Below are 13,039 nucleotides of genomic sequence, written 5' to 3' on the forward strand. Positions count from 1 at the left end.
GGGTGAAGGGCGACGCTCGTACGGCCGAGCGACGCTCCCGGCTGCTGCCACCGGCTGCCGCGCCCTGCCCGCGCCCTGTCCGCGCCCGCCCACGCCCCGCCCACGCCCTGCCCAATCGAGGGGGCCCTGCCGGATCAGGGCGTTGGCTGGACTGGCTCCGCCGTCCGACCGGGTGGCGGAGCGATGCACGGCCATCGGAGATCCCGATGCCGACGGAACCAACCGAACCGACCGAATCAACGGAACCAACGGAACCAACGGAGAGAGTCGCCCATGTCCATGCTGGACAAGCTCAAGCAGATGCTGAAGGGCCACGAGGACCAGGCCGGCCAGGGCATCGACAAGGCCGGGGACTTCGTCGACGACAAGACCCAGGGCAAGTACCAGAGCCAGGTCGACACCGCCCAGGACAAGCTCAACGATCAGCTGGGAGGGACCGACAGGAAGGACGACAACCCGCCGCACCAGTAGTCCGGTAGTCCGGGTCCGGGCGGGCGACACCGGCGGCAACTGCGGAAGCTGCGGGCGTCGCGTGGTCCTCCCGCCCTCCGGCTGAGCGGACACCGCTCCGGACGTGTCCGAGCAGCCACCTCGGACACGTCCGGGCTCCCCGTCACCCGGCGCCCGTACCGGCCGCGCCCTGGACACCGAGTCGAGCCCCGGCCGCGCGAGCGGGCGGGGCCCTGGAGTCACGCGGACGCGGCGGATGCGGCGGCCGTGACGCGGGCGCGCAGGATGTCGCCGGGGAGCGTGCCGGCGGACTGCCAGGACGCTCCCGTCACCTCTTCCTCCTGGAGCACGACGTCATCGACGGTCGTGGTGAACAGGAAGCGGAAGTCGAAGTGCCGGTGGTCCGGTTCGCCCTTCGAGGGGTTGGCGGGGATCGGGTGGGCGTCGATGTGGAGTGGCACCGGCGACTGGGCGGTCACGTCGTCCGCGCCGATTCCGGTCTCCTCCGTGAGCTCTCGGAGTGCCGCCAGCATCAGCGTGTCGTCCTCGGGCTCCAGGTGGCCGCCGGGCAGGAGCCAGCGGTGGAGTGCGCGGTGCTCGATGGTGAGGACCCGGCCGTCGGGGCGGAGCAGGACGGCGCCGGCGGTGACGTGACCGCGGAACTCCTTACGCGAGGTGATCCCGTCCCCGGCCGCCTCCAGGACGTCGTTCAGCCCCGCGAGGGCCTCTTCGTCCTCAGGGTGCTTCTCCAGGTAGACGGTGAGCGTGTCGCGCACGTGCCGTGCCGTGATGGTCATGCGGCTCCTCCTTCGGTGACGGCTCCTACCGGCTGATCCACGTGCCGAACGCTTCCACCAGGTCGGCGTAGAACTTCTCACCCGGTACGGCTCCGGGGTTCCTGCCGGCCTCGTAGAAGGAAACGTTGGTGAACCCGGCGGACGTCGAGGCGTGGAGATTCTTGTAGAACGCCAGCTTTCCGCGCCCGAAGCCCACGAACAGCCAGAACACGCCCAAGCCCGCGGTGTTTTGGAGCAGGGCGCGGAACTCCGACTTGTCCCAGGGATCGTCGCCGACCTGGACGATGACGAACGCGGGGTCCGTGGCGCCGGACTCCTGGTAGTGGTTGACCGCAGCACGCATGGCTGCGCCGACGTTGCCCCAGCCCCAGTCGACCTGCGTGTGCAACTGCCCGATCCGGCCCCGGTAGTTGTCGAGCCGGATCTCCGCCATGAACGGTTCGTTCCCGCTGGAGAAGATCACCGGCACCGTGCCGTCGTCGTCGAGGTTGACCGCCAGGGCAAGGACCCGCTCGGCGAACGCCTGGACCGCGAACGACTCGTACAGTTCCGCCATGGCCCAGTCGTGATCAAGGATGAGATAGACCGCCGCACGTCTGTCGGCTGCTCCGGAGCGGGCCAGCGCCTCACGTGCCTGGCGTGTGGTGGGCAGCAGAGCCGGGGCCCGCGTCTCGACGTTCGGCAGGTTCGCCGAACCCGCGCCCGGCGAATCTCCGCTCAGCGAACCGCCCTCCGGCGAACCGCCCTCCGGCGAACCGCCCTTCGACGAACCGCCGTTCGGCGAACCGCCGTTCGACGAAGCGCCGCTCGACGTGGCCGCAGAAGACGCTCTCGGGTCGGGTGACCGCGGTACGGCCACTTGCGGTTCGGGGTCCACATCAATGCCGTAGTCCGTGGCCAGACCGGCCAATCCGGTGGCGTACCCCTGACCCACGGCCCGCAACTTCCAGCCCCCTGACCGCCGATAGAGCTCGGCGAGTACGACGACGGTCTCCCCTGCCGCGAAGTCCGGTGGAGCGAACGTCAGTCGGGTGCCGTCCCCCTGCTCGGCGGTGAGGACCGGCGCGGCGGTGAACACCGTCCCCGGCGACGACGGGTCCACGCTCGCGACCACCACCACGGTCGCGACATCCGCGGGGATTCGCGGCAGGTCGACGGTGACGGTCTCGCCCGCGAGGCTTACCCCGCTCTGCGCCGGGTGGTGGTAGAAAACCAGGTCGTCGTCGCTCCGCACCTTGCCGTTCGGCCCGAGCAGCAACGCCGAAACGTCCACGGGCGTCTCCCGCGTCGCCACCTGTAACGCCACGGCCTGCGTCTCCAGCGCCGCGTTCCCGCCCTTGCTCAGAGATTCTGCTTCCATACGCGTCGAACATCCCCTCATGCACGCGTCACGCCCACGCCCCGCGGACACACACCGTATCGACGCCATCACCCCACCGAGCGCCAACCCTCGAACCGACCCGTCCCGCAGTGGGTTCAGCCGGTGGCTCGTGGCGGACCCAGCGTACGGGCGAAGTCGTCGAGCGTTCGGAAGTCGTCCTCGCGCAGGCCGATCCGGGGGTTGACGTGGTGGAGGAGGCCGGGCGCGTGGTGGTGAGCCGTCACGTACGCCTGGTCCAACTCGCTCTGCTCGTCGTCCACCCACGCGAAAGGACGGCCCTCGGCGTAGTCCACCACGGCAGCCGTCTTCCAGTGGACTCCGTCGGGACGCTCCCGGAGCAAGGCGTCACCGAAGTCCACGAAGGGGAGTTCGGGGAGACCGAGCACCGGGGCGATCCACCGGTTGGCATCGCCCATCCACGTGGTGGCCCAGCACATCTCGTAGCCGAGCCGGAGCAAGGCGCTCCCGTGCTCCGGGTTGAGCCACACCCTGAGGGGCTTCCGAGAAGCCGGGAGTCCCAGGCGTGCCACGGCGGCCAGGTCCTCTCGGGGCACCCTGAGGGTGGTGTACCCGGCGGGACGCCTCTCCGCCTGGGCCGCATAAGGGTTGAGGGGCCCGTCAACGTCGAGGAACAGTAGCGGTCGGCTCACGCTCTCCCCCTGCCATGCTCCCCGTCGGACAAACCCGCGGCAGCAGCGCCCCACCCGGACACGGTGGGCCGCGCCAAGGTGCCGGGCGGTGGAGAACGGCGGGCCACCGTCCGGAACCCGCGGGTCAGACGACGACAGACTGCCACTCGTTCCCGCGAAGGGCGTCGGGTGCCGGCACATCCGCTCACGCATCTCTCACGCATGAAGCATCTCCCCCGCGATGGGGACGCTCGCTCTCTGTTGACGCCGAAGCGCGGGCGGATCATACACGATGCGTATGACAGTCATTGCAGCTTGCCGCTAGCATGTATTCGGCGAGCTTTCGGGTGGGGATAGTTGGGGGATCGATGCTGCATGAGCAGATGCTCGGCTTAGGGGCCGTCGGTGGGGCAATGGTGACCCTCGTCACGCTTTACCAGCACTTACAGACGCGAAGTCAATGGCCCTGGACGGTGAAGAACGGGCCGACCAAGCCGATGTACTTGACCATCGAAGTCATAAGGATCTTATTAGGCGCCGGCGTTGCCTGGGGACTAGCGGCAACTGATCAACTGGGCGTCTTCGGAGCCATCGTGGTCGGCGCTGGGGCCCCGGCGATCCTCGATAAGTGGCAGAGGACTGCGCCCGGGCTCGCCATGCCCGAACAGATGACCGCAGCAGCGCCTCACGCTCCCCACGAAGCAGACCCAGCGTGACGCGTCCGCGAGTAGGTCGTTCAACATTCGAGGAAGGTGGAGGGCACCATGAAAACGAGCTTCTTAGACGCCTTAACCCACAACGGCCCAGGCTATCAACCCTCACCCGAAGGAGCACTGGACGGGTCGCGCTCGACCATCAGCCGGTTCCTAGATGCCCTAACCCACAGTGGGCCAGGGTATGACTTGGCACAAGATTTCGACGTGGCCGAGATCTCACGTCTCAAGCGCGAGAAAATGAAGGCCCTCTACGATTTACTCTTGGAAGGCCTCGAGCTGAACCTGTATGCCTTGGGAAATCTCGAGGCGGCTTCTCGCGAGAGCGACGCCGATGAGCGCGAAATGCTGATCCGATCAGCAGTGGGGCGTCTGAGAGCATACCTCCACCTGACTGGGCAGCCGATGGAAATCGCCGTGACCAGCGCACGCGAGTCGCTCGGCCCACTCGATATGCGCGCCAAGTTCAACCTGCGCAAGCTGGGCCGCCTGATGAGCAGTTCACGTGCAAGCGTGAAGTCAACCCTGGACGCGGAAAACCCAGCTTCCCATAGGGACATACCCATGGGCCCAAAAGCGGCGGTGAAGCAGGGAAGCCGTTCCATAGAAGTTATATGCCATGCCGTGGCACGATAGCCAGGAACGGGATGCAGCGATTCCGTGCGGATGGTCAGCACACTGCGCTTGGACTATGAATTCCGGTTGAACATATCGGCCACAGTGGCGAATCAGAAACCGGCCACTCAGCATCGACGGTTTCGTAGTCAGAATTCCACGCCTGCTTGCGCAGTTTGAGCGCATCCTGGTGATGGCGTAGACGAACGAAGGTATATGACTCGTTTGATGGCGTCAGAATTCTTGGGAAAGCACGAATCGGCTGATGGCCGTGGCGAAGTGGGCACGTCCCGATGACCGACTTCGTGCAGGTGTCCACCGCCACCGAGACGCGGGAGCAGGCAGTTAAGTTGGCGGAGTCCGTCGTACGGGCTCGGCTCGCCGCGGGGGCGCAGGTGGTCGGGCCGGTGACGTCGGTGTTCTGGCACCTCGGGGAGTTCGGGAGCGGGGAGGAGTGGCAACTACTGCTCAAGACGTCCTCCGAGCGGTATCCCGCCCTCGAAGAACACCTGGTGGAACACCATCCCTGGGACAAGCCGGAAGTCGTCGCCATACCGATCACCGCGGGTTCGCCCCCGTACCTGCGATGGGTGGAGGACAGCACCGCGCCGAGCCGGAACCCGTAGGCACCGACCGTACAGGGGCCTACACCCCTGCGCGCTCGGCTCCCGGCGGCCACACGACGTCCACCGGGACGCCTTCCGCCCGCGCTTGCAGGACCACGTCGGCGGTGCCGCCGCCCTTGCCGCCCGGCGGCCGGCCGTTCCATACGGCGACCAAGCGGTCCGCGCGTTCCAGGAGAACACGGTTCGCCGCTTCGTACGCTTCCCGCCCGGCCGTGGCGAAGGGCGCGACGACCACTTCGGCAGCGGCCTGCACCAGCCGGTCGAACGCGGGAGCATGGCCGGGCTTCACCTTTGCCTCCCGGTAGTCCCGGGACGGAACAACCGCGACCAACTCACCGCCGGCGGCGAGGACTTCTTCCGCGAAGAGGGTGTCGGAACCCGCTGCCAGGCACGAGACACCGACGAGTGCGGAGCCGTCATGCTCGGCGAACAGGTCGTGGAGGGCAGTTCGGACCAACAGCACCGACGTGTCCGTCAGGTCCATGTGGCCGGTGACGGCGAACACGGTCAACGCGAATTCCTCCTGAGGAGCTTGGTTGTGTGGGTCGGCCGGTTGTCCCCGATGCCTCTCGCGGGGCCGCGCAGCAGACCAGGAGACGCACCGCCGACCATGGGTGGGAAGCCCGAAGGTCCGTTCGGGTGGCCGGAGTTGTACTAGGTACCGTCGTGGAGAAGGTCCGCCGGAGGATGGGGAAGGGATGCCAGCGCTGTCTCGATCCTTCTGCCCAGGCGGTCGCCGACTTGCCGAACCGCTTTCGTCGGCGCGAGAAATACCGTGTCGGAGAGTTCTCCGTCGCGAGGAGAAAGTCGAGCGGCCTGTTCGGAGGTGAGGGTGCCGCCGTCGAAGATGAAGGCGAGCAGGTCGTCCCAAGGGCCGTGCGGGGGAACCCAGTCGACGACGAGGAGGCCGTGAAGGTCGACGTCCAGGCCGAGTTCCTCCTTGAGTTCGCGGCGGGCGGCGTCGTCCGGCGATTCGTTGGCCTCGGCCATGCCTCCCGGCAGGTCCCACCCCGGCTTGTAGGTCGGTTTGACCAGGAGCACCCGGCCGTCCTCGTCACGCAGCAGGACGTCGGCGGAGACACGCTTGCGGGCCTGGGTGGCGTTGCCCTCGGCGAGGTAGGCATTCCAGGCTTCGGGGTCGGCTGGGGTGGGCCTCATGGGGTGATGCCTCCGCGGGGCGGGAAGATGACGTCGGCGAGCAGGAGCACTCTGGCGCGTCGGGAGTCGTCGAAGCGCGCGAGGAAAGCGCGGACCGGCGGGTGGGCCCGATGGGGTTCAAGTAACCCGCGCAGGCCGTCAAGTTGGCGGACCACGCGGACGGAGCCGAGGTTGGGGTCCGCGGCAAGCAACTCGTGCCCAACCGCGATGGCGGATTCCAGGTCGCGCCGTCGCACATGGACGGTGGCCAGGGTGATGCGGTTGAAAGCCACGGACCGTGCACGGCCCGTCTCGCGAAGGCGGATCGCGTGCTCGGCACTGGCCTGGGCATGGTCGTAGCGTTCGAGGTCCCTCAGGACGAGGGCGGACTCGGTGGCGAGAGCCGCTGCGTCGAAGGGGCTCAGCCAGGCAAGGTCGGACTCGGCCTTGCCGTCGAGGAGTTGCTCAGCCCGGTCGAGCGCGCGCAGAGCCGCAGTGGGCTGACCGGCAGCCGCCAGAGCTCGCGCGGACATGGCGTGCAGGCGCGCGGCCAGCGCCGGGACCGCAGCGCCCCGCGCCACCGTGTCCAGCCCCGTACGGGCCCAGTGCACGGCTGCGGAGGGATCGCCGGTTTGCAAGGCGAGGTGGCTGTTGCTGGCCGCGATTCCGGCAGCGAGTGGGGTGTCGCCCGCCGCGCGGGCGAGGGGAAGCGCGCGGTTGAAGTGGCGACCGGCCAGTTCGTCGTGCCCGGAGTCGTGGGCCATCCAGCCTGCCATCTCGGTGAGGGCGGCGGCCACCGCCAAGGTCTGCGGACCACTGTCGACATCGACCAGACGAGGACCGATGGTCTCGGTCAGGTGCCGGACAACTGCCTGGTAAAGACGCCCACCGCCCGCCTGCCGATCCGCGTTGCGGAAGGCATCCATGGCCGCCATGTCGTCTTCGTCGGGTACGGATGCCGCCGGTCCGGGAGCCGAAGGTGCCACAGGTGCGGCAGGCTCCCACGGACGCCTTGCCAGACCCAGTAGGTGCCCAGGGATGTGGAAGGCATCGGCGATCTGCTCGAAGACGACGAGCTTCTCCACCCTGCTCTTACCGTTCATGTACTCGTAGAGTCGGCCCTGCCCGATGTCCACAGCGCCGGCGATGCGTCTGGTGCTGATGCCTCGGTGGTTGAGCAGCCGGAACAACGTCCCCATGTCGCGCTCAGCACAGGCCGCAAGGAGCCGACGGTCGGCGAGCAGGCCGGCGACGACATCGCGGAGATCATCCGGTGCACGGCCCACGGTTGCCTCCTCCGTCACTTCAGCCATTCGACGCGGTGTTCTGTGCCCTCCCCTGACTCCGTAGCGGAGTCACCCGCTGGAGTCTCCTGGATGCGGCACGCAGTCATCTACTGAGCGTGCTCCGTTGCTTCTCCGGATGCAACGGCGCCCGTGCCCGGCACGGTTCGTCAGCACCGCCCAAAAGGAAAAGGCGACCACACCATGCACACACGGACAAAGACCGTATCCCAGGTGGAGAGCAGCGCCGCCGACCGGCAGGACGAGTCGTCGCGGCGCCCGCCCGGCCTCTCGGTGCCGTACGTGACCCTGTGGAGCGGGGAGCGGGACGGGCCGATGCCCGTCGTGGCGCGGCGGGACGGGCGGGGCATCCGGTACGCCGACGAGCGGGCGTACGATCGGGACCAGCGTGGCGTGCTGTGGGCGCGCACGCCGTCCCAACCCGGGCGTGGGGAACCGCGGTTCGGGGCGGTCCACAGCCTGCGGCAACGCCTCGCGATGGCCGGACTGCGCTGCCAGATCTGCGGAGGGCCGGCCGACCGCACCCCCGACGGCGTGCTCTGGCTCATCGACGCCCGCGCCGAGGAACTCCTCCCCGGCGAGGAGGACACCGCCCACCCGCCGGTCTGCCGCCCCTGCGCCCAACGCTCCACTCGCGCCTGCCCCCACCTGCGCGAGAACCACACCGCCGTCCGCGTCCGGACGTTCTCCCCCAGCGGGGTCAACGGCGTCCGCTACGTCCCCACCCGCACCGGCCCCAAGCTCGCGGACTCCGGCCCCATCGCCTTCAACGACGCACGCCTGCCATGGGTCCGCGCCCACCAACTGATCACGCACCTGGCCGACTTCACCCCGATCGACCTCAACGACCCGCATGCCTGACGGCTGTTCCACCCGACCCGACACCCCGCCCGAGGAGCCTGCATGCCCGCCACGGATCAGCCCCGTACCTGGACCATCACCACGGACACCGGCTTCAGCATCAGCGGCCACCTCCCGCCCTGGGCCACCGACGACCCCAGCGAGCACCAACTCCCCGTCGACCGCCTCGGCATCGCCCTCAGCGACATCAACCACCATCAGGAGATCCACGGCCAGACCCTCAAGCTCACCCTGCTGACACCGGACGACCAAGGCCGTGACGACGCGGTCCCCGTCTTCTTCGGCAGCATCGACTGTGACCCTTACGCGACCGAGCCCGACCTGCGCATCCCCATCTTCAACTTCCACCTCGTCGACGACTACCGCCTCGAAGCCCTGGGCCCCGACGACATCACCGAACTCGCCACGACCTTCCGAGCCCACGCGGACCTCCTCGACCACCACGTACGACCCGCCCTCATCCAGGCCCGCCGCGACTGGCAACTCCACGGCACGCTCCCTCGCGCTGCCGCTGGACCCCACCCTTCGGAACGCTGACGCGCGGTGCCCAGGCGACGCACCCGGCCCCGCCGGCCCCACCACGAACCCGAGGCCGCCACCTGGGCGCGGGAGAAGGCTGGACTGACCCAACGCGCCCTGGCCGCACACATCGCCGAGATCGCCGACGCCCGCAACTGCCCCCTCGTCGTCCTTCCGCGGGTGGAGCACGCCTGGGTGATGCCCCAGTACTCAAACGCGGGCGGCCTGGACCGCAACAACGCCGCCTTCGCCTCGACGGCCGCGCTCAAAGCGTGGGCCGACAAGACCAGCACCCCGACCAGTCCGGAGGAGGAAAGCATGCCCACCGCCGCCGATGTCCCGGCTTCGCGCCGGGCGGGGGCCTTCGTGCGTTCAGGACTCGAGCATTGTCGTCCGGGTGACGCGCATTCTCGAGATCTGCCGCTGTCGGTGGCCTCGCCTACGGTGGGAGTCCCTCCACTTGGGCGGTGCGATGGACCGGCCCCGTCAACAGCGCGACGGGGGCCTCAACACGTCAGGGCGTCGATGGCTCGTACGATCAACGCGCGGGCCTCCGCCCCGTACACCGCCATGGTCCGCAGTCGCTCGAACGCGGCAACGTACTGCGCCACTTCGCTGGGCTGCGTAACTGTCACCTCGGCCGACAGCAGTTCGACCGACACCATCCGGTCGTCGTAGACGTGGAAGGTCTCCTGTGGCCACATGCGGCGATCCGGCGTCGCGGCGGGGATGACGCCGAGGGAGACGGCGGGTAGGGCGCCTGCGGCAAGCAGGTGGCCGAGCTGGGCGGCCATGGCGTCACCGTCGCCGAGCTGATACCGGAGAGCCGCTTCCTCGATCAGAATGACGAACCGGTGCCCTGCCTGATGAATGATCCGGGACCGTTCGACGCGAGCTGTCGCCGCCTCGGGCCCGTCGTTGACGGGGATTTGCCGGAAGTCAGCGATGGCCGACAGGAGGGCGGCCGCGTATCCCTCGGTCTGAAGCAGGCCGGGCACCATGGTTGTGGAGTAGACCCGGAACAGCTCGGTCTGCTGGTACAGGTCGATGACGCTTTCCTGAAGCTGGCGCAGCCCGGCCCGAATCTGTTCACGCCACTCCCGATACATCGACTCGGCGTTGAGGGACTGGGCGATGAGATCGTCTGCGTCTTGGGGCTGACCGCAGGCTGCCGCCCAGCGCCGTATGTCGGTGGCGTTGGGGGCGGTGTGGCCGTTTTCGATCCTGCTGGTTTTGGCGTGGTGCCAGCCGCACCGGTCGGCGAGTTCAGTCACCGTGAGCCCGGCGCTCTTGCGCATGGTGCGAAGGCGCCGGGCCACGGCCTCGCGCGCTGCTTGGGCGGACGAGGACGGGGATTCGGGCATTGGCGACCTGGGGGTTACTTGATGTTGTACTGGTTGTGCGGGACGGCTCGTTCCCAGATTGTCTCGAAGGCGTCGGCGCAGAGTTTGGCGGTGGCCGGGTGGTTGGTGATTTCCTCTCCCGTCCAGTCACCGTCACCGTTGAAGTGGTTCCAGTGGACCCACTCATTGTCGAACAGCCAGAAGTCGTTGCCGGGCAGGGCGACATCCGACGCCTGCCGACGCGGCAGCCACCGTACCTGCTCGCCGGCGCCGAGGTTGACGAGGGTGCCGGCGTGCTCGTACCGGATGTAGTCGGAGACGGGCTCGCTGACGATGCGGGCTCGGCGCATGGTCACGCCTCGGCTGACGGCCTGTTTGACCCATTCCACCCATGGACCCCAGTAGGGCGATCCCGGGTCCGTGTCCCGTTCGCCGGTCGCTTGCCAGTGGGCGAAGTCGTCGGCCTCATCGGCGACTCCGTAGGCGTCGCGCATCTCCAGGTGTACCGCTGAGCGAGTGCAGGTCTCGATCAGTTCATCGAACGTCGGGGTGCCCGTCGAGGGCATCGCACGCCTCCCTGATCATCTGCACCATCCTGGCGGGGACACGGACGACGGCCTCATGGTCCGGGATGCCGACGGCATGGCCCGGCACCTCGAAGGCGGCCGCCTCGGCGAGCGTGTCCTCGTCAGGCTTCCAGCCCTGGAAGACGAATTCGCGCTTCTGTTGGTCAACCCACACGGTGGGGCTCGACTTGGCCCCGGTGTCGGGATCGATCCCGAAGAATTCTAACGACATGGCGACCTCCTGCTGAGTGGCGTGCAGTTGTGCGCACCACGGTCACCCCTTGCAGGGTGTGGGTCAAGAGGGCATTGCAGCAAAGGTCGCCAAGTCGAGGGGACCCTCGCACATTTCTGCACATCGCTTTCATGTACGCACAGGACGCTCCTACCGTCGGCAGCAGAATGCCCCGCGCCGCGCCACGGTCCGGGGTGTGGCCACGCCAGCAAGGGGCGCAGCATGCGGCAGTCCACGGTTCGGCGGTCCGCCGTCGGACGTCTGCTCGATGGGGAGCTGCGTATCCCGCGGGTGCGGTCACTGGAAGCGGCGTGCGCCGAACTGGCCGCGCGTCCGCTCGACGTCACGCTCGCCGAGATCCGCCAGGCCCTCGAAGGGCGGATCGGTGGCGAGGGCAGGCGGCGCCTGCACGTGCTCGTCAGCACCCTGTACCACCGCGCCGGCGCCTCACTGGACCTCACGATCGCGCTGCGCACCGAGATCGAGGCGGCACCGGCCGCCCCACCCACCGAGGAGTGATCACCATGTCCTGTGGCGTTCCCGGCTGCCGTAAGGGCGGCTGCACCACCGACCCCAAGCCCACGCCCCCGCCCACCGGCAACCCGACCGAGTCCTGACGATGTCGACCGCCCCCGCGGGATTCCACCACGCCCGCCCGCCGGTCGTGTGCCGCTCGACGACGCTGCTGCTGCCGCTGAGCACGCTGGCCGCCGCCATGCGGATGACCGCAGACTCCAGCGCCGTCGACAGGGCCGTGCAGTGCTGCCTCCCGCACGAGACCGGCACGCACTACGGACTCGTCGCCGAGATCGACCCGACGCACGCCGTGTGGGCCGTGTGGGGACGGGACGGCAGCCCGCACCTCCGAGTCCTCGCCGACTGCCCCGAAACGAGCCCGGACCGGATGGACGGCTGCACCCTGTACGCCCGACACCGCGGCTCCCACACCTGGCAGACGAGCAGCACCAGCCACAGCCCGCCCCGCTCCGTCATGACTGTCCCGCCCCGATAGCTGCCGCGGTTGGTCCCGCGGCACGGCCGCCCGATGTCAAACGGGCGACCACCGGCCCCGGCGCACACGCCGACCCCTGCCGCGCCGGGGCCACCCACCACCAGCCACACCCGTGGAGACGGGCATGCCAGCCACCCCCGCGCCGGAGCCGGACGACAACGACATGGCCGATATCGCCCAACTCGCACAGGCCGCCGGCGCCGCGAGGCGGCCGCAGCGGGGATCAGGAACATCTCCGGCCAGCAGCAGGAGCCCTGACCACCAGCGCCCGGCAGGCCCCCCAATGCGGCCGGGCGCGGGTCTTGCCGTCCTCGGCAACCGTTGCCGCCTGAGCAAAGGTTGACCGTCGGGGGTCCGGACCAGCCCCCACCCCTTGCGGCGTGACCTCGCCTTCCAGCCCCCCGAAACACCGAGGACCCCAGGCGACATGTGGTCTGACCTGGGGTCCAGCGGTAGGCCGCGTGGGACTCGAACCCACAACCAATGGATTAAAAGTCCACTGCTCTGCCAATTGAGCTAGCGGCCCGCACCGACAGCATAACGGGGTGGGGGGTGGGAGGGGTGCAGGGATTCGCGGGGGGTCGGTGGGGGTCAGTCCGGGGGCGGGTGGAAGGTGAGGAGGGAGAAGGGGCCAGCGGCGGTCACGAGCAGGGCCGCGACGGTGAAGACGGTGTCGATCCGACCGAAGTGGACCCCGAGCAGGGCGCCGTGGAAGTGCAGCAGGACGGTGCTGGTCAGGAGGGAGACCAGAGCCATGGACAGGACAGAGGCGAACGCGCTCGGCGAAGGCTGGATCGCCGGGTTGATGAACGCGGGCGGGCCCGGCCCCCGCGTTCGCACGCGGGGCCCGGGCC

The 13,039-nt window shown here is 68.7% G+C and carries 18 protein-coding genes and 1 tRNA gene; 8 read left to right on the plus strand and 11 right to left on the minus strand.

Features of this window, described 5'->3' with window-relative positions:
* Positions 1 to 273: 273 nt before the first annotated feature.
* Positions 274 to 471: an antitoxin gene (locus ACIPAE_RS28200; protein ID WP_329367883.1), complete on the plus strand. Its 198-nt coding sequence runs from the start codon at positions 274 to 276 to the stop codon at positions 469 to 471.
* A gap of 218 nt (positions 472 to 689) precedes the next feature.
* Here ACIPAE_RS28200 and ACIPAE_RS28205 read toward each other — a convergent pair whose 3' ends face one another.
* The 3 genes from ACIPAE_RS28205 to ACIPAE_RS28215 all read right to left on the minus strand — a co-directional run bounded on the left by ACIPAE_RS28205 (position 690) and on the right by ACIPAE_RS28215 (position 3,278).
* Positions 690 to 1,247, minus strand: a complete 558-nt coding sequence (locus ACIPAE_RS28205; RefSeq protein WP_402448876.1) for an NUDIX hydrolase — start codon at positions 1,245 to 1,247, stop codon at positions 690 to 692.
* A gap of 25 nt (positions 1,248 to 1,272) precedes the next feature.
* Positions 1,273 to 2,607, minus strand: a complete 1,335-nt coding sequence (locus tag ACIPAE_RS28210) for a VWA domain-containing protein (protein ID WP_402448878.1) — start codon at positions 2,605 to 2,607, stop codon at positions 1,273 to 1,275.
* A 116-nt stretch (positions 2,608 to 2,723) separates the two neighbouring features.
* Complete coding sequence (locus tag ACIPAE_RS28215) at positions 2,724 to 3,278, minus strand: hypothetical protein (RefSeq protein ID WP_402448881.1); 555 nt, start codon at positions 3,276 to 3,278, stop codon at positions 2,724 to 2,726.
* Positions 3,279 to 3,625: 347 nt separating this feature from the next.
* Here ACIPAE_RS28215 and ACIPAE_RS28220 point away from each other — a divergent pair, with 347 nt between their 5' ends.
* From ACIPAE_RS28220 to cutA, 3 genes are all read left to right on the plus strand, one after another.
* The gene (locus tag ACIPAE_RS28220; RefSeq protein ID WP_402448884.1) at positions 3,626 to 3,973 is read left to right on the plus strand and encodes a hypothetical protein; all 348 of its coding nucleotides are present in this window, start codon (positions 3,626 to 3,628) and stop codon (positions 3,971 to 3,973) included.
* A 48-nt stretch (positions 3,974 to 4,021) separates the two neighbouring features.
* Entirely contained in the window at positions 4,022 to 4,606 is a 585-nt protein-coding gene (locus ACIPAE_RS28225) for a hypothetical protein (RefSeq protein ID WP_402448886.1), read from the plus strand.
* A gap of 272 nt (positions 4,607 to 4,878) precedes the next feature.
* Entirely contained in the window at positions 4,879 to 5,211 is a 333-nt protein-coding gene (gene cutA, locus ACIPAE_RS28230) for a divalent-cation tolerance protein CutA (protein WP_402448887.1), read from the plus strand.
* 19 nt (positions 5,212 to 5,230) lie between these two features.
* Here cutA and ACIPAE_RS28235 read toward each other — a convergent pair whose 3' ends face one another.
* The 3 genes from ACIPAE_RS28235 to ACIPAE_RS28245 form a co-directional block, all read right to left on the minus strand.
* Positions 5,231 to 5,722 carry a hypothetical protein gene (locus tag ACIPAE_RS28235; protein WP_402448889.1) on the minus strand — a complete coding sequence of 164 codons (492 nt, stop codon included), beginning with the start codon at positions 5,720 to 5,722 and terminating at the stop codon, positions 5,231 to 5,233.
* A gap of 143 nt (positions 5,723 to 5,865) precedes the next feature.
* A complete protein-coding gene (locus ACIPAE_RS28240) occupies positions 5,866 to 6,369 on the minus strand; it encodes an NUDIX domain-containing protein (RefSeq protein WP_402448892.1) in 504 nt (167 codons plus the stop codon).
* Complete coding sequence (locus tag ACIPAE_RS28245; protein WP_402448894.1) at positions 6,366 to 7,661, minus strand: XRE family transcriptional regulator; 1,296 nt, start codon at positions 7,659 to 7,661, stop codon at positions 6,366 to 6,368. Before ACIPAE_RS28245 ends, ACIPAE_RS28240 begins: the two co-directional genes overlap by 4 nt.
* A gap of 174 nt (positions 7,662 to 7,835) precedes the next feature.
* On the opposite strand from ACIPAE_RS28245, the gene ACIPAE_RS28250 reads away from it, so the two are divergent.
* The gene (locus ACIPAE_RS28250) at positions 7,836 to 8,513 is read left to right on the plus strand and encodes a hypothetical protein (RefSeq protein WP_402448895.1); all 678 of its coding nucleotides are present in this window, start codon (positions 7,836 to 7,838) and stop codon (positions 8,511 to 8,513) included.
* 42 nt (positions 8,514 to 8,555) lie between these two features.
* Complete coding sequence (locus ACIPAE_RS28255; protein ID WP_402448898.1) at positions 8,556 to 9,050, plus strand: DUF6907 domain-containing protein; 495 nt, start codon at positions 8,556 to 8,558, stop codon at positions 9,048 to 9,050.
* A gap of 488 nt (positions 9,051 to 9,538) precedes the next feature.
* Here the strand turns inward: ACIPAE_RS28255 and ACIPAE_RS28260 are convergent, their stop codons facing one another.
* The 3 genes from ACIPAE_RS28260 to ACIPAE_RS28270 are packed head-to-tail and all read right to left on the minus strand — an operon-like array spanning position 9,539 to position 11,173.
* Entirely contained in the window at positions 9,539 to 10,396 is an 858-nt protein-coding gene (locus ACIPAE_RS28260) for a helix-turn-helix domain-containing protein (protein WP_402448901.1), read from the minus strand.
* A gap of 14 nt (positions 10,397 to 10,410) precedes the next feature.
* A complete protein-coding gene (locus tag ACIPAE_RS28265) occupies positions 10,411 to 10,941 on the minus strand; it encodes a DUF6879 family protein (RefSeq protein ID WP_402448902.1) in 531 nt (176 codons plus the stop codon).
* Positions 10,910 to 11,173, minus strand: coding sequence for a hypothetical protein (locus tag ACIPAE_RS28270; protein WP_329367865.1), 264 nt, complete (start codon positions 11,171 to 11,173; stop codon positions 10,910 to 10,912). Before ACIPAE_RS28270 ends, ACIPAE_RS28265 begins: the two co-directional genes overlap by 32 nt.
* A gap of 222 nt (positions 11,174 to 11,395) precedes the next feature.
* On the opposite strand from ACIPAE_RS28270, the gene ACIPAE_RS28275 reads away from it, so the two are divergent.
* On the plus strand, positions 11,396 to 11,692 hold the full coding sequence (locus ACIPAE_RS28275; protein ID WP_402448905.1) for a hypothetical protein: 297 nt from the start codon (positions 11,396 to 11,398) through the stop codon (positions 11,690 to 11,692).
* Positions 11,693 to 11,792: 100 nt separating this feature from the next.
* Positions 11,793 to 12,185, plus strand: a complete 393-nt coding sequence (locus tag ACIPAE_RS28280) for a hypothetical protein (RefSeq protein ID WP_402448907.1) — start codon at positions 11,793 to 11,795, stop codon at positions 12,183 to 12,185.
* Positions 12,186 to 12,638: 453 nt separating this feature from the next.
* Here ACIPAE_RS28280 and ACIPAE_RS28285 read toward each other — a convergent pair.
* Positions 12,639 to 12,711: transfer RNA gene (locus ACIPAE_RS28285), tRNA-Lys, on the minus strand.
* A 65-nt stretch (positions 12,712 to 12,776) separates the two neighbouring features.
* Complete coding sequence (locus ACIPAE_RS28290) at positions 12,777 to 12,941, minus strand: hypothetical protein (RefSeq protein WP_402448909.1); 165 nt, start codon at positions 12,939 to 12,941, stop codon at positions 12,777 to 12,779.
* Positions 12,942 to 13,039 lie beyond the last annotated feature (98 nt).

It is taken from the genome of Streptomyces sp. NPDC087270 (genome assembly GCF_044744625.1).
Taxonomy (GTDB): domain Bacteria; phylum Actinomycetota; class Actinomycetes; order Streptomycetales; family Streptomycetaceae; genus Actinacidiphila.

What these genes read in the sequence shown, in the direction of transcription:
- cutA (WP_402448887.1), top strand. Translation starts at nt 4,879, where the DNA reads ATGACCGACTTCGTGCAGGTGTCCACCGCCACCGAGACGCGGGAGCAG.
- ACIPAE_RS28205 (WP_402448876.1), bottom strand. Translation starts at nt 1,247, where the DNA reads ATGACCATCACGGCACGGCACGTGCGCGACACGCTCACCGTCTACCTG.
- ACIPAE_RS28255 (WP_402448898.1), top strand. Translation starts at nt 8,556, where the DNA reads ATGCCCGCCACGGATCAGCCCCGTACCTGGACCATCACCACGGACACC.
- ACIPAE_RS28265 (WP_402448902.1), bottom strand. Translation starts at nt 10,941, where the DNA reads ATGCCCTCGACGGGCACCCCGACGTTCGATGAACTGATCGAGACCTGC.
- ACIPAE_RS28240 (WP_402448892.1), bottom strand. Translation starts at nt 6,369, where the DNA reads ATGAGGCCCACCCCAGCCGACCCCGAAGCCTGGAATGCCTACCTCGCC.
- ACIPAE_RS28270 (WP_329367865.1), bottom strand. Translation starts at nt 11,173, where the DNA reads ATGTCGTTAGAATTCTTCGGGATCGATCCCGACACCGGGGCCAAGTCG.
- ACIPAE_RS28220 (WP_402448884.1), top strand. Translation starts at nt 3,626, where the DNA reads ATGCTGCATGAGCAGATGCTCGGCTTAGGGGCCGTCGGTGGGGCAATG.
- ACIPAE_RS28225 (WP_402448886.1), top strand. Translation starts at nt 4,022, where the DNA reads ATGAAAACGAGCTTCTTAGACGCCTTAACCCACAACGGCCCAGGCTAT.
- ACIPAE_RS28250 (WP_402448895.1), top strand. Translation starts at nt 7,836, where the DNA reads ATGCACACACGGACAAAGACCGTATCCCAGGTGGAGAGCAGCGCCGCC.
- ACIPAE_RS28290 (WP_402448909.1), bottom strand. Translation starts at nt 12,941, where the DNA reads ATGGCTCTGGTCTCCCTCCTGACCAGCACCGTCCTGCTGCACTTCCAC.
- ACIPAE_RS28245 (WP_402448894.1), bottom strand. Translation starts at nt 7,661, where the DNA reads ATGGCTGAAGTGACGGAGGAGGCAACCGTGGGCCGTGCACCGGATGAT.
- ACIPAE_RS28210 (WP_402448878.1), bottom strand. Translation starts at nt 2,607, where the DNA reads ATGGAAGCAGAATCTCTGAGCAAGGGCGGGAACGCGGCGCTGGAGACG.
- ACIPAE_RS28280 (WP_402448907.1), top strand. Translation starts at nt 11,793, where the DNA reads ATGTCGACCGCCCCCGCGGGATTCCACCACGCCCGCCCGCCGGTCGTG.
- ACIPAE_RS28260 (WP_402448901.1), bottom strand. Translation starts at nt 10,396, where the DNA reads ATGCCCGAATCCCCGTCCTCGTCCGCCCAAGCAGCGCGCGAGGCCGTG.
- ACIPAE_RS28275 (WP_402448905.1), top strand. Translation starts at nt 11,396, where the DNA reads ATGCGGCAGTCCACGGTTCGGCGGTCCGCCGTCGGACGTCTGCTCGAT.
- ACIPAE_RS28200 (WP_329367883.1), top strand. Translation starts at nt 274, where the DNA reads ATGTCCATGCTGGACAAGCTCAAGCAGATGCTGAAGGGCCACGAGGAC.